The sequence below is a fragment of the Roseovarius arcticus genome (assembly GCF_006125015.1).
GTDB lineage: Bacteria > Pseudomonadota > Alphaproteobacteria > Rhodobacterales > Rhodobacteraceae > Roseovarius > Roseovarius arcticus.
The window spans coordinates 593,424-608,077 of sequence record NZ_SZZN01000001.1 but is presented as its reverse complement, the minus strand read 5'-3'; the positions used below and the strand labels follow the sequence as shown (position 1 = coordinate 608,077).

Annotated in this window: 12 protein-coding genes and 1 tRNA gene; 3 read left to right on the top strand and 10 right to left on the bottom strand. The window is 60.7% G+C overall.

The genetic code is table 11. From position 1 onward, the window contains the following. The first annotated feature begins 60 nt into the window (after positions 1 to 60). From MK6180000_RS02925 to MK6180000_RS02915, 3 genes are read left to right on the top strand one after another with little or no spacing between them, the layout of a single operon-like run. Positions 61 to 303 (top strand): DUF3489 domain-containing protein, encoded by a 243-nt coding sequence (locus MK6180000_RS02925; RefSeq protein WP_138933370.1) that lies wholly within the window; start codon positions 61 to 63, stop codon positions 301 to 303. Then, positions 300 to 704, top strand: a complete 405-nt coding sequence (locus MK6180000_RS02920) for a DUF2924 domain-containing protein (protein WP_138933369.1) — start codon at positions 300 to 302, stop codon at positions 702 to 704. The genes MK6180000_RS02925 and MK6180000_RS02920 overlap by 4 nt, the downstream gene beginning before the upstream one ends. Further along, on the top strand, positions 704 to 2,365 hold the full coding sequence (locus MK6180000_RS02915) for a recombinase family protein (protein ID WP_138933368.1): 1,662 nt from the start codon (positions 704 to 706) through the stop codon (positions 2,363 to 2,365). Before MK6180000_RS02920 ends, MK6180000_RS02915 begins: the two co-directional genes overlap by 1 nt. A 358-nt stretch (positions 2,366 to 2,723) precedes the next feature. On the opposite strand, the gene MK6180000_RS02910 is transcribed toward MK6180000_RS02915, so the two are convergent. The 10 genes from MK6180000_RS02910 to MK6180000_RS02865 form a co-directional block, all read right to left on the bottom strand. Continuing rightward, positions 2,724 to 2,813 (bottom strand) — tRNA-Ser (locus tag MK6180000_RS02910). 65 nt (positions 2,814 to 2,878) lie between these two features. Beyond that, complete coding sequence (locus tag MK6180000_RS02905; protein ID WP_138933366.1) at positions 2,879 to 3,598, bottom strand: alanyl-tRNA editing protein; 720 nt, start codon at positions 3,596 to 3,598, stop codon at positions 2,879 to 2,881. Further along, on the bottom strand, positions 3,595 to 6,078 hold the full coding sequence (locus MK6180000_RS02900; RefSeq protein WP_138936314.1) for a DUF3772 domain-containing protein: 2,484 nt from the start codon (positions 6,076 to 6,078) through the stop codon (positions 3,595 to 3,597). The genes MK6180000_RS02905 and MK6180000_RS02900 overlap by 4 nt, the downstream gene beginning before the upstream one ends. Then, the gene (locus MK6180000_RS02895) at positions 6,078 to 7,109 is read right to left on the bottom strand and encodes a cysteine synthase A (RefSeq protein ID WP_138933365.1); all 1,032 of its coding nucleotides are present in this window, start codon (positions 7,107 to 7,109) and stop codon (positions 6,078 to 6,080) included. The genes MK6180000_RS02900 and MK6180000_RS02895 overlap by 1 nt, the downstream gene beginning before the upstream one ends. 91 nt (positions 7,110 to 7,200) lie before the next feature. After that, positions 7,201 to 8,331, bottom strand: a complete 1,131-nt coding sequence (locus MK6180000_RS02890; RefSeq protein ID WP_138933364.1) for an NUDIX domain-containing protein — start codon at positions 8,329 to 8,331, stop codon at positions 7,201 to 7,203. Between the two features lies 1 nt (position 8,332). Continuing rightward, complete coding sequence (locus MK6180000_RS02885) at positions 8,333 to 8,791, bottom strand: TrgA family protein (RefSeq protein ID WP_138933363.1); 459 nt, start codon at positions 8,789 to 8,791, stop codon at positions 8,333 to 8,335. Position 8,792: 1 nt separating this feature from the next. Beyond that, positions 8,793 to 10,001, bottom strand: a complete 1,209-nt coding sequence (locus MK6180000_RS02880) for an SAM-dependent methyltransferase (protein WP_138933362.1) — start codon at positions 9,999 to 10,001, stop codon at positions 8,793 to 8,795. Positions 10,002 to 10,066: 65 nt separating this feature from the next. Next, complete coding sequence (locus MK6180000_RS02875) at positions 10,067 to 11,491, bottom strand: cryptochrome/photolyase family protein (protein ID WP_138933361.1); 1,425 nt, start codon at positions 11,489 to 11,491, stop codon at positions 10,067 to 10,069. A 55-nt stretch (positions 11,492 to 11,546) separates the two neighbouring features. Beyond that, on the bottom strand, positions 11,547 to 12,773 hold the full coding sequence (locus tag MK6180000_RS02870) for an aminotransferase class V-fold PLP-dependent enzyme (RefSeq protein WP_138933359.1): 1,227 nt from the start codon (positions 12,771 to 12,773) through the stop codon (positions 11,547 to 11,549). Positions 12,774 to 12,868: 95 nt separating this feature from the next. Then, on the bottom strand, positions 12,869 to 14,575 hold the full coding sequence (locus MK6180000_RS02865; RefSeq protein WP_138933358.1) for a BCCT family transporter: 1,707 nt from the start codon (positions 14,573 to 14,575) through the stop codon (positions 12,869 to 12,871). Positions 14,576 to 14,654 lie beyond the last annotated feature (79 nt).

Below are 14,654 nucleotides of genomic sequence, written 5' to 3'. Positions count from 1 at the left end.
CCGGGCTCTCCTCGGTAGGGTCGGCATGCAGCCGCGTCCGCCAAACCCGAGGAGACGACAATGTCCAACACCACAACCATCCCTCCGCGCGAGACCAAATCCGCCATCGTCCGCAAGCTTCTGTCGCGCAAATCAGGCGCAGATATCGCGGCCCTACAGGACGTCACCGGCTGGCAGGCGCATTCGGTGCGCGCAGCCCTCAGCACCCTGCGCAAAGCCGGGTACACGATCGATAAGACACCGCCAAAGTCCGGTGGTGGCCCGGTCGCCTACCGGATTACCGGCACTCCGGAGAGCGCATGAAGGTCTCCGTCTCTGATATTGAGACCATGAACCGCCCGGCGTTGATTTCCGCTTGGACTGACCTGTTTCGATGCTCCGTCCCGAAAGGGTTGAGCCAGTCATTCCTGCGCCGTTTCCTGGCCTTCGAAGCCCAGACGCGCCAGTTTGGCGGGCTGCCAAAAGGCTTCATGGCTGATCTCGAGCGGTCGGCTTCAGCGCCTGTCGGTAAATCCAGACCAAATCTCAAACCCGGTGGGCGTTTGCTCCGGGAATGGAATGGGGTGACCCATGTCGTCGAAGTGACCGAAGCGGGATATCTCTGGAATGGGCAATGCCATCGGTCTTTGTCATCGGTCGCCCGCGCCATCACCGGAGCACATTGGTCGGGACCAAGGTTCTTTAGGAAAGGGGGCAGTTCCTGATGAGCGTCGCATCCAAAATTCGCTGCGCCATCTACACGCGGAAGTCCTCCGAGAACGGATTGGAGCAAAGCTTCAACTCACTGGATGCGCAGTTCGAAGCCTGTTCCGCCTATATCGTCAGCCAGAAGCAGGAAGGCTGGGTGCTTGCGCGAGACCGCTTCGATGACGGCGGTCTCTCCGGCGGAACGCTTGAACGTCCCGCTTTGAAGCAACTTTTGACGGAGATTGATGCTGGCCGGATCAGCATGGTTGTGGTCTATAAAATTGATCGCCTGACGCGCTCACTTACCGATTTCGCCCGGCTCGTCGAACGCTTTGACGCTGCCGGGTGTTCCTTCGTCTCGGTTACCCAAGCCTTCAACACAGCGTCGTCCATGGGTCGATTGACACTGAATGTGCTCCTCTCGTTTGCCCAATTTGAACGCGAGGTCACAGCGGAACGCATCCGGGACAAGATCGCAGCTTCAAAAAAGAAGGGCCTCTGGATGGGTGGCGTACCGCCTCTGGGCTACGACCCTCATCCCGACCCAAACGTTCGAATGCTGGTTGTCAATGTAAAGGAGGCCCAGACGGTTCAGGCACTTTTCGAACTCTATGACCAATACGGATCGCTCGCCTGCGTCGAACGCGAAGCCGACCGTCTAGGGCTGCGATCAAAGCGCCATTTGTTCCGCTCGGGCCGCATACAAGGAGGACGCCATCTGTCACGGGGGCAGATTCACAAACTCCTGCTCAACCCCGTCTATCTCGGCAAGATCCGCCACAAGGACAAGATCTGGCCTGGGCAGCACGCGGGTATTCTGGATGAAGACCTTTGGGCGCGGGTACAAAAGAAGCTGCAAAACGGGGCACGGCGAAGTCGTGGCCGCACCAAGAGTGGCGCCACACAAGCTGTTCTTACTGGCAAATTCCGTGATGAAACCGGCGATCTGCTCACGCCGACCCACAGCACAAAGTCTGGCAAGCGCCATTGCTACTATGTGTCAAACAGACTGATCACTGGCGGACCCGACCCCACCGGCTGGCGACTTCCGGCGGCAAGATTTGAAGCGTCCATGGCGACCGTCATCGTCGATCATCTCGCTGAAGCGCGCAAAGAACACAGGTTGATGGAAGCGCCAGATTTGCGCAGCGGAGATGTGCAAGTAGAGGCAACCAAAGACCTCCTTGAGAGCCTACGCCGACAAGATCATGACACGCTGCGCGCAATTCTAATCTCCGGGTCGATAAGCCCGCAGGGGATCGCGCTGACTCTGGACAAGACAGCACTCGCAACCGGTTTTAACATCCCTGCAGGATACCTTGCACCGGGCCTCACAACCATTCATGCGCCAGTCCGTCTGCGTCGTCGCGGAATCGAAGCAAAACTCCTGATCGGAGATCATCATCCCGTGCCTGACCCTGTCCTGATGCGGACCCTTCGGGAGGCCCATCACTGGGTGCATGCTCTGCGTGCTGGCACACCGCTCACAACGATCGCCGGAGATAACACGCATCACGACGCGTTCATCCGGACCCGCGCGCAACTCGCCTTTCTGTCACCAAAGATACAACTCGCCATCCGCGATGGCACCTTGCCGCCAGAGATCACCTTGAAACGGATGATGCGCCAACCCATCCCTCTGGATTGGATCACACAAGAGCGCATGTTCGGGCTGTAAACCAAGCTCGCTGTTCAGTGCTTGCAACCTGCTTGCTCATGCGCTCTGAATTCCCTGCATATTCCCTGCTCCCGCCCCTAGGCAATTCCCGTCCAACCACTTGACAACACTCGTGTATTGACACCTCGGCGGCATGTAATCTGTCGGATCCAAGTAAAATTCCCTGCAAATTCCCTGCCAGCAGGGAAATCCTGCCCCAAAACCGAACCCCCGATTGCAAGCAACAGAGACGTAGTCAGCGCAATTCGCCAAATGCGTCTCTCAGTATCGTCTCTGTGTCGGTGAGAGTGGCGCAAACCACCGGAAATACGGCGATAAAATCACCGCAAAATTCAATAATATAAATTAGTTGTGTGGGTGGCGGAGCGACAGGGATTCGAACCCTGGAGACGGTCACCCGCCTACACACTTTCCAGGCGTGCGCCTTCGACCACTCGGCCACCGCTCCGTCGCGCCTCTTTAACTGGCGGTGCGCGGGGGGATCAAGCGGATAATCGCGCTATTCTGCACGGATCACTCATCCAGATGCAGATAGACGCGCCGGTTCTGGCGGCCCTTCTTCTCGATCTTGCCCAGACGCAACCGCCCGATCTCGCCGGTGCGGGCGACATGGGTGCCGCCGCAGGGCTGCAGGTCGACCATGTTTGCACCCGTACCTATCTGGACCAGACGCACGCGATCTGCGCCGCGGGGGGGCGGGGCAGACATCGTTTTGACCAAACAAGGGTTAGCGGCAAGCTCCGCATCGGTGATCCAAGTCTCGGATACCAACAGATCGTCGTCAATCATGTGGTTCAGCCGCGCCTCCAGCATATCCGGATTCTCAGGCGCGAGCGGCATATCGAAATCGAGGCGGCTGCGCGTCTCGCCCACAGCGCCGCCCGATACCGTCAGCGGGATCACCACTGACAAAAGGTGCAGTGCGGTATGCATCCGCATTAGACGGTGGCGGCGGGGCCAGTCCAAGCGCTGCTCGACCACGAGACCGACAGGCGGCAGCGACTGCGGCGCGGCGGGCACCAAAACAATAGCCGCGCTGCTACCCTTGACGGTAGTTGCAATCTGCATACTGCCTCCCGGCCATACGATATAGCCGCTATCACCCGGCTGGCCGCCGCCGGTGGGGTAAAAAATGGATCGGTCCAGCACGATGCCGCCCTCGGCTGTATGGGCCGCAACGGTGGCGGAGGCTTCGGCAATGTAGGCATCGCTGCGAAAAAGCGGCTCGGTCATCGACCGTCTCCTCCGGCGTCCCCGCCATCCTCGGCGCGTTGGGGAACGCCCTCAGGGTGGCCCCCGTCGCCCGTTTGCGCGCGCGGGGCGGACGAGGCGGGCGGCGATGCGCCGCCGCGCCCGCTGGTCAACGTTTCAGGATTGCGCAGCCAGATATCGCGCTGCTGATACGGCATCTCAATGCCCTCGTCGGCAAAGCGTTTTGCGATTTCGTGGTTCACGTCGGACGTTACGTTCATGATCCAGTTCACGTCGCGCAGGATCGCCCGAACTTCGAACTCGAATGCGTCAGAGCCGATTGTCTTAAACAGGATTGTGGGCTCGGGATTCATCAAAACCATTGGATGCGCGCGGGCAATCTCGCTCAGGATGCCTTCGACCCATCTGGTGTCAGTGCCGTAGGCGACGCCGACCTTGACGATCATGCGGCCTACCGTGCTGCCTTTGGTGTAGTTCGTGACCGTGCCGCTGACTAAATCGGAGTTTGGGATGATCAGGTCGGATCGATCAAACGTCTCGATCCGGGTAGAGCGCACCGATATTTCGCGCACCGTGCCATGCTGACCATTCACTTCGATCCAGTCGCCCTGACTGATGGGGCGCTCGATCAGCAGGATGATGCCAGAGACGAAGTTGGACACGATATTCTGTAGGCCGAAACCAATACCGACAGACAGCGCGCCCGCGACGATCGCCAGACTGCTAAGGTCGATGCCCGCGCTTGTCACCGCGATCAGAGCCGCGAGGAAGATACCGATATATCCGACACCTGAAACGATCGCATCACGTGCGCCCGTCTCCATACGCGTCTTGGGCAGTAGCGAATTCTTGAGCGTGCCCTGAAGCAGGCGCGTGATGGCGAAACCTACGGCAAAAACAATGGCCAGCGTTAGGAAAATGGTGGGCGATATGGTCAGATCGCCCAACGTGATCCCGCGCTTGAAGGTGACCCACATCTCGCTCAGGTCCGCAACGCGCGCGCCCCAGATCAGCGCAAAGACGGGCAGCGACGCGAGCACCATGACAAACCCAGCCAGCATCGGCGTCAATTCATCGGACGCGCCCTCCCGGTCACGGGCAACGAGGCGGTAAATCTCAGTAATCACGCCTTGCAGGATCAACAACGCTGCCAGCAGCAATAGCGACAGCAACGATGGCATCATCAGATTAATGGCGGCCTTGTAATACCCAAAGGCTGCCAGCACCGGCGATATGACTGCAACACCGATCAGCACCTTTGACAGGAACCGGGCTAGGCGATTGCGATAGCTGTCCTCGCCTGCCTCCACCTTGGCGCCGTCACCCGAGGCGCGGGTGTGGAGCGACAAGAGCCGCGCCAAGCGGCTGAGCAGCAGACCCGCAATCACCAGTATGGGAAACAGGACAACAACGCGTGCCTCGGTACTCCAGCTGTTGCTCTCCCCTAGCTGGTGAAACAGATGCGCGACCCCGATAACAAGGCCCAGCGCACCACCATAAAGACGTCCGGCGCGGCGCTGCTCAGGCGCCAAGTCCAGCGGCAAGCGGTCCTCGTCGCCGCGCGGGAAACAGCGCAGCGCGGCCCAGCGCGACACCAGAAATATAAGGACCGAGATCTTAAGAATTTCCAGAAACGTATTGCTCTGCGTGGCCAAAGTACCGCTAATCTGGAAGGCCTTGATGACAATCAGGAGGCCCAGAAAGGGTATCACGACGTCGCCCAGCGACATCACGAAGGACAGCATCCAGCGCGCCGAGACTGCCGCTTGCGGGCGCACGATACGCATCAGAAACTGCGTCCAGAACCGCCCGCGCACCATTAGCACAAGGCCCACCAAAGTCAGCAGAACTGTCAGCAGCAGCCTGGTCATCGCGTCCGATTGATTGTCCGGCGCGCTAAAACTTACGCCGATTTCTGTTCGGATCGCTGTGAAAGTGGTGGCCAGCGCATTCAGGCCTGCGGTCCAATTGACCGGGTTCAGCGGTGATGGCCCGCGCTGCAGCAGCTCTTCGGTCTGGCGCTCACGGATGAGACGGTCGATCGACTTTATCATTTCGTCGGCTTCGCTGTACGCCAGCTCGGCCTTGGTCACCGGGGCGCGCAGATTCGACAACTGCTGGTTCAGCGATGTGCGCTGCGCCGCCACTCCGGGCGCCTCGGCCGGGTCGCCGTCGGCGGGGGCCGCCCCCAGCGCACGCAACTGCGCCTCAAGCGTGGCGATGGCGTTGGAGTTAACACCTTGCGCGCCTGAAAACGCGCTGCGCCATTCAGCGAGCTCGTTTCGCAGGCTTTCCAGCGCGCTGGTGGAGGCACGTTGATTCTCGATCGCGTTGGTCGCGCGTGTCGCGACCCCGTCCCAGCGTGTGTAATCCGGCGCACTGGGTGGTTGCTGCGCATTTGCCACGCCCGGCGATATGACCAACGCTGCGCCGATCAGCGCAGGTGCGGCAGGTATAATCACCAATGTCAGCGCCAGTAGAAGGTGCCGCAGCACCGCCATCATTCTGCGAAGACTCCGGGGATCGAGCGGGGCGCAGCCTTCATCCAATCGGGCACCGGCAGGCCCTTTTCACGCAGGAACTCGGGGTTGAATAGTTTTGACTGATAGCGCGAGCCATAGTCGCACAGGATCGTCGCGATGGTATGGCCAGGGCCCAGATCACGCGCAAGGCGCATGGCGCCGGCCACATTCACGCCCGTCGACGCGCCCATGCACAGCCCCTCATCGTGCAGCAGATCAAACACAATCGGCAACGCCTCGGCGTCGGGGATCTGGTAGGCAAAATCGGGTGTAAAACTCTCTAGATTGGCGGTGATGCGGGCTTGTCCAATCCCCTCGGCGATGGACTCGCCCTCTGATGCCAGCTCTCCGGTGGTGTAGTAGGAATAAAGCTTGGCGCCCATCGGATCGGCAATCGCAACTTTGACCCCCTTGGGCTGAAGCGCCATGCCGACGCCCGCGAGCGTACCGCCCGATCCAACCGCACAGCAAAAGCCGTCGATTTTGCCACCCGTCTGTTCCCAGATTTCAGGGCCTGTCGTCTCGATGTGGGCCTGCCGGTTGGCGGTGTTGTCGAACTGGTTCGCCCAAATCGCGCCGTTCGGCTCGGTCTTGGACAGCTCTGCCGCCAAACGCTCGGAATAGCGCACGAAATTGTTGGGATTGCTGTAGGGCGCGGCGGGTACCTGCACCAGTTCCGCACCAGCGAGGCGCAGCATGTCTTTTTTCTCTTCGCTCTGCGTCTCGGGGATGACGATGACGGTCTTGAACCCCATCGACGCACCGACCAGCGCCAAGCCGATCCCAGTATTCCCGGCGGTGCCCTCAACGATCGTGCCCCCGGGCTTGAGCGTGCCGCGCGCGATCGCGTCGCGGATAATATAGAGCGCGGCACGGTCCTTGACCGACTGGCCCGGATTAAGAAACTCGGCCTTACCCAAAATGGTGCAACCCGTTTCTTCGCTGGCGCGGCGCAGCTTGATCATGGGGGTGTTGCCGACCGCGTCGGCCAGATCGTTGGCAATGCGCATGGCGCGTCCTTTCAGCGTTGAAACATTGCCCTGACACTTAGGCGCGATGGCCGCCGGACTCAAGCCGCAGGTGGGCCTACGCCGCCCCGACTTACGCGGCGGCGCGCAGTCTGCCACGCTCGCGCGCCAGCCACATCAGCGACAAAATGAGCGGGCCATTATCGGCCTCGCCCGTCTCGATCAATTGCATAGCAGCCGTGAAATCAAGCAGGTGCAGGCGAATATCCTCGGCCTCGCTGTCCAGCCCGCCATAGCGGGGCAAATCATCAGGCAGACCCGCTATGCCGACATATGTGTGAAAATACTCGGTCGAATAGCCGGGGGTGCAGTAATAGCTTCCGACCCGTTCCAGCCGGATATTGGCCAACCCGGCCTCCTCTTTGCATTCGCGATGCGCGGCCTCCTCCGGCGTCTCGCCGGGATCAACGCGGCCGGCCACAGGCTCCAGCATCCAAGGGCGCGGATCGCCTCGCCCATAGGGGCCCATGCGGAACTGTTCGACCAAAAGAACGCGGTCGCGCACCGGATCGTAGGGCAGCACCAGTGCCGCGTCAGTCGCCACAAATATCTCGCGGCGGACCTCGTCACTCATCCCGCCCCCGAAGGTAGGAAAGCGTAATTGGCGCGCCTCTGTGCGAAAATGTCCGGAATGAAGTAGGTCGGTTCTCAGATTCTCAACGGCGTCTGCACGCGTATCGCTGCGAACGGCTGTAGGTACGTCGGCGGCGGTGCTGGCGGCAAGGCGCGAGGCGGCGCGTGCGCGGATCATCGGCATCCGTGCAGCCAGCACTTCGGGGGTGATGAGGCCAAGATATTCCATCGCCTCGGATGCGGCGAGGCGGCTAAGCGCGCCGTATCTCTCCTGCCAATCGGCCAAAATGAACGGCGCGCCAGCATGCCACATACCCGGGCGCGGGAAATAGACGCGCGCACTATGTTGCACGGCGTCCGCTATCACCTGCACCGGCAACAGATCATAGCCAAAGCCGCCCTCATAAAAATCAAGCCTCGCCAGCAGGTCCGTGCTGGGATGTTCCAGCAGCAGGCCGGGCGCGCTGGCCCCTGCCTGCGCGGTGATTGTCGGGAAAATCTGCCCGTCAGCCCATGTCACGGCATGATCTGGTAGCACAGCATCCCGCGCGGCGACGGATGCGTCCGTCCCAAGCACGATGTTCAACAGCGCCGGATCGCGCAGCGTTCCGTAGAAAAAGACGCCGCTCATTTTAGCTCCAGCGCCGCGAGGTCGCCTCGGCCAAGAGGCCGCAAATCATGCCCCCGATCAGCAATGCCGCGATCAGTGCCGGATCGACCAAGAACTGCGCATAATCCACGGCGTTGGTGAAAATGCCAATGATTGCCTCCACCGGGCCATCATACTTGTTCTCCATCGCCTGCTTGAGCATCAGATTCAGGCTTTGGGCAAAGAATGCCCAGATGACCAGCGCCGCAACCCCCGTGAGCCCATTGGCCAGCGCCTCGGTAAAGCCGCGCCCTGCCCGGCTGCCGATTACAAACCATCCGCAGAGCAAGCCGAGAACGGCATTGACGTAGTTGAACCAGCCAAATGCAGTGTGCGGCGGCATCAGGGGTCGGACCAGATCTGACGCAAGCCAGCCCAATGCTGCAAGCGAAAGCGCTGCAACGAGGCGTGCAGCGGTGGGCAGCGTACGTGTCTTGGCCATGTTATCCCGGTTTTGCTATCGTGATCTGGGTCACGTCGCAGTTTCCCGCGTGAAACGATCCGGCGCAAGAGGTGAGGTAAAAATTCCACATCCGGCGAAACCGCTCGTCAAAGCCAAGCGCGGCTACCCCGTCCCAAGATGCGTTAAAGCGGTCATGCCAGCGGCGAAGGGTCTGGCTGTAACTCTCGCCGAATTCGAACGATCCGGCCACGGTCAACCCCGCCCGCTCAACTTCGGTGCGCAGGGCGCTGGGGCTGGGCAGCATACCGCCTGGAAAGATATATTTTTGAATGAAATCTACACCGCGCCGATACACGTCCCACCGCTCATCGCTGATGGTGATAATCTGCAGCGTCGCGCGCTTGCCGGGGCGTAGCCGGTCGCGCACCGTCTGGAAATAAACAGGCCAGTATTGCTGTCCCACCGCCTCAAACATTTCAATGCTGGCGATGCCGTCATACATCCCGCGTTCGTCGCGATAGTCCTGCATCTTGAATTCCACCATATCCGAAAGGCCAGCCTTCTCAATGCGCTCTCGGGCGTAGTTAAGCTGCTCGCGGCTGATGGTCAGGCCCGTCACCTTTAGCCCGCGCTCACCGGCGGCATATTCGGCAAAGCCGCCCCAGCCGCATCCAATCTCTAGCACATGATCGCCCGGCTGCACGCCCATCCGGTCAACCATTGATGCGTATTTGGCGATCTGCGCGCGCTCCATGCTCTCTTGGCCGGTCTCGAAAATGGCGCTGGAATAGGTCATAGTGTCGTCCAACCACAGCTGATAAAAGTCGTTTCCCAGATCATAGTGGTGGCTGATATTACGTCGCGCCTGCCATTTTGAGTTGCTGCGCAGCCAGTGTCGCGCCTGCTCAAACCTGCGGACAAGGCTCATGCCCGGAAAGCCGTCGTACACGTCCTCATTGTCCGTGCAGATGAAATCCATTAGCGCCTGAAGGTCGGGCGAACTCCACCATCCATCGAGGTAAGCGTCGCAAAATCCCAAGTCGCCTTCGCGGATCAATCGGGCAAAAACGTCCGTATTGTGCAAATGTACCTCGCCCACAGGTCCGGGATTCGGCCCCTCGGCGCGAAATACGCGCCCATCGGGCAGCACAAAATCCAGCCGCCCACGATTGATGCGGCGTGTCTTTTCAAAAACGCGGGCGAAATAGCGTGGCAAATCGGTTTGGCCGTCGGTCGATGTCAGGATCATTGCCTTGGTCTTTCTGTCTTGGATGGCAGGCGCGGAACCATTTGCCCCCGCGCCCAAATGGTAGCTCAGAACGCACGGTCCTGATAGGCGTCCAGCGCCCTCTGGCGCCCCTCGCGCAGCCCTACGATCGGCTTGCTCGGATAGGCGTCACCGGGCGCGAGGCCCCACCTGCACGGGATCGCGTCAAAATAGGACAGCGCCGTTTCGCTGGGCGCCGCAGACCCTTCCGCGATCCAAGCGCTGGTATAGCTTCCCTTTGGGTCAAACTTTTCCAGCTGCGTCTGAGGATTAAAGATGCGGAAATAGGGCGAGGCATCCGGGCCCGATCCGGCAGCCCACTGCCAGCCCATCGCGTTCGAGGCGATGTCCCAGTCCGTCAAATGCTCGTCAAACCACGCCTGCCCAACGCGCCAATGCGTCATCAGATGCTTGGTCAGGTAGCTGGCGACGATCATGCGCGCGCGGTTGTGCATCCTGCCGGTTACATACATCTGCCGCATTGCCGCATCGACAAAAGGCACGCCCGTGCGTCCCTGTTTCCAAGCCGTGACCTCAGCGGTATCGCCGTCTTCGTTCCACGGAAAGGCATCCCACCCCTCGCGCCAGTTGCGCGTGGCGATGCGTGGGGTGTGATAAATCAGGTGGTACGCGAACTCGCGCCAGACCAACTCCTTGATCCAATGCTCGGCCCCGCCCGCCCCCTCATGCAGTGCGCGCTGGCCCGCGTGCCAGCATTGCGCCGGGCTAATCTCTCCCAATGTCAGGTTTTCGGACAAGCCTGATGTGCCGTCGATGCCGGGTAGGTCGCGCGCTGCTTTGTAATCGTCGATCGGGCCGTCAATGAACCACGCCAAGCGGTCCTGCGCAGCCTGTTCGCCGACGGTTTGATAAGGCAGGCACACCTCGGCGCCGCAGTTCATCGCCTTGCCCATGTTCCAATCAGCCAGCGCGTCGCTCACAGGCCACTCGGCGGGCGGGCGCAGGTCGCCGGGCGCCTTCAGCGGGGCCGCAACGCCGCGACCCTTAACGCTGCGCCACATCGGCGAGTAGACTTTGTAATAGCCGCCGTCCTTCGTCTCGACGCTCCATGGCTCAAACATCAGGTGCCCAGCATGGCTACTGGTCTCAATGCCATCTTCCTTGAGCGCGGCCTTGATCGCCGTATCGCGCTCAATCGCGGCCGGGTCATAGAGGCGCGACCATCGCACCATCCCTGCCCCCGTCTCCTTAATCAGTTCCCGCAGCACGTCCAGCGCGGCGCCCCGGCGCAGGATCAGGCGGCTGCCTTTGGCCTCAAGTGTCTCAGCAAACCGCTCCAGCCCCAGACCCAGCCGCCATTTGGGTGCGGCCCCCAATGCCTCGACGCTCGCATCGTGGATGAATACGGGCATGACCGGGCCGCCGCCCTCAAGTGCGGCGGTCCAAGCGGGATGATCTGACAGGCGAAGATCGCGGCGCAGCCATAGGAGGGTCGGTTTGGTGTCGCTCATGTCACGCCTGCGTTTTAGTGCGGTTCAGCCAAGACATAGGGCACCGCGCGCCGGATCAAAGGACGTCGTCCAGCGCGCCGAGAAGTTGCTGCATCTCGGCCTCACTGGTGTAATGCGTAAAGCTGAGGCGTAGCACGCCGTGCGCCGGATCGACGCCCATTGCCTGCAAGGCGCGCACGGCGTAGAAATCGCCGCCGCCCGCCATGATGCCATGCGCCGCCAGATCGCGCGCGACCTCCTCGCCGGGGCGATCCAGCCGCACGGCAACTGTCGGCGCGCGGTTCGCCGCCGTCTGCGGCCCCAGCAGGCGAACGGAATTGCGGGACTTCAGATAGTCCAGCAAAGGCTGAAGCAACGCAGTCTCATGGCCGCGCATCAGATCATGCACACCCGCCCCGCGCCCTGCCGCATCGCCGGTGATGCTGTGTTGGTCGGCCAGAGCGTCGATATAATCAGCCATGCCAGCGCAGGCAGCTATTTGAGCGTGGTCCGGCCCCGCCGGCGTAAACCGCTTGTAAAGGCTGCCCTCGTTGAAATAATGCCCCTGATTGGGCAACATCATCCCCAAGGTGCGCCGGATGGCCATGATGCCCTGATGCGGGCCATAGGTCTTGTACGCCGAGAAAAGATATATATCCGGCCCCAGCGAGCCCACATCTGGGATGCCGTGCGGTGCATAGCTGACGCCGTCGACGCAGACAAACGCCCCGGCAGCATGGGCGAGCGCCGTGATTTCGGGCACCGGATTAACCTCGCCCACTACATTCGAGCAGTGGGGGAAACAGACAAGGCGAACACGCTCGTCCAGCAGGTTTTCCAAATCCTCGGGGTTCAGATGTCCCGTTTCGGGGTCGATACGCCACTCGCGCACCTCAAACCCCTCGTCCACCAGCCGCCTCCACGGCCCGGAATTGGCCTCGTGATCCTGATTGGTGACAATGATCGCGTCGCCTGGCTGCATCCATTGGGCAAACGCGCGGGCCAGAACGTAGGTATTTTGGGTGGTCGAGGGGCCAAAGCTCAGCTCGTCGGTCTGGATACCCATGATCGCGGCGAGGCGCCTGCGAGCCTCATCCATCTCCTCCCCGGCCAGGGTGGAGGCTGCGTAGGGCGCGTAGGGCTGCACCTTGCGCTGGCGGTAAAACCGCGTCAGCCGCTCAATGACTGGCGCAGACGTATAAGAGCCGCCGGCGTTCTCAAAGAATGCTTGCCCCTGCAGTGGCGCCTCAGTGAAGGCAGGAAACTGCCTGCGTACAAAATCGATATCCAGTGTGGCGCTCATTGCTATGTTCCCCGGCTTGCTCACATTGCCCAGACAACAGCAAAGCCCCCCGACGCGCAAGCGCCGGAGGGCTCAGGGCCTGATACCTGCCGATCTTAGCTGTTTCGTTCCGATTGCAGCCCCTTAAAGATGGCCCAGCACATAACCAACAGGACCATCGTAAATGGCAAACCTGTAGAGATAACCGCCGATTGCAGCGCCGCAAGGCCGCCGCCGACCAGCAGCACGATCGCGACCGCACCCTCAAACACGCACCAGAACACGCGTTGCGTTACGGGTGCATCCACCTTGCCGCCCGCAGTGATCGTATCGATCACGAGGCTGCCGGAATCCGACGACGTGACAAAGAACACAACGACAAGGATGATCCCGATGGTCGAGGTGATCGTCGCCAACGGCAGTTGGTCCAGCATGTAGAACAGCTTCAACTCAAGCGACGCATCTTTGGCCAAGGTATAGCCGTCGTTGACAACCTGGCTGATGGCGACGCCGCCAAAAACGCTCATCCACAGGACGCAGACAAGGCTGGGGATCAGCAACACGCAAATCAGAAATTCGCGCACCGTGCGTCCCCGGCTGACGCGGGCGATGAACATGCCTACGAATGGTGACCAGCTGATCCACCATGCCCAATAGAACGCTGTCCAACCCTGCAGGAAGTTTGTGTCGTCACGCCCGAACGGATTGCTAAGCGCAAAGATGTTCTGCAGGTAAGCCCAGAGGCTATCGGCAAAGAATGTGAGCAAGAAAATCGGACCGCCAACCAGCAGCGTAAAGACCAGCAAAAGGCCGGCAAGACCCATGTTAATCTCGGACAGCACCTTGACCCCGCCATCGAGGCCGCGGACGACCGAAACCAGCGCAATCGCGGTGATGCCAGTGATCAGCAGCACCAGCAGCAGACTGGAATTGACGACGCCGCTCTCCTCGCTATTGCCGTAGGGAATGCCGATAAAGCTGCGCGTGCCCTCGGCCGCATCGCCCGACCCATAGAGGAACGTCAGGCCAGATGCCGCCTGCTCGGCACCAAAGCCAAGCGACGTGGCAAGGCCAAAGAGCGTGGCAAAGACCGCCAGCGTGTCGATGATATGACCGGTCCAGCCCCATACGCGATCGCCAAAGATCGGATAGAACGCGGAGCGTAGAGTAAGAGGCAAGCCCTTGTTATAGCTGAAAAGCGCCAGCGCCAGCGCGACGACCGCATAGATCGCCCACGGGTGCAAACCCCAGTGGAAAATAGTCGCCGCCATCCCGAGGCGCGTCGCCTCTGCCGCATCACCGCCCGCCGCGCCCAGAGGCGCCCAGTCGGTGCGCAAACCGTCTTCAAGCGTCGTGCCGCCCATTGAACTGGCAAAATGGCTCATCGGCTCAGAGACGCCAAAGAACATCAGACCAATGCCCATGCCAGCTGCGAACAGCATCGCGAACCAGCCAGTATAGGTATAGTCGGGGGTGGCGTCCGAACCACCCAGCCTGATCTTGCCGTAGGGGCTGACGATCAGGAAAAGGCAGAAAATGACAAAGATATTTGCGGCACCGAGGAAGAACCAGTCAAAGCTTTTGGTGACAAAGTTAAACAGCCAGGTGAACATGACGTTCGCCTGATCGGGCAGCGCCAGCGCGAAAAACACGAAGGCGACGATCGACAGGGAGGCCATGGCAAAGACCGGATTGTGAAAGTCGAGGCCAAAGGGCCCGATCGTCGTGGCATAGTTATCCTGACCGATCTCGTAATCGGTATCGATGATGTCCGCGTCGCCCTCGGGCGGCGGAATTCCTTGATCTGCTGTTTGGTCGACCATGTATCGTCCTTTCTCTCGGGGGTGCTGTGGGCAGGTCCGCGCGGTGCGCAGACGTGGCCCTGCCCCCTTTGTCCAGTGT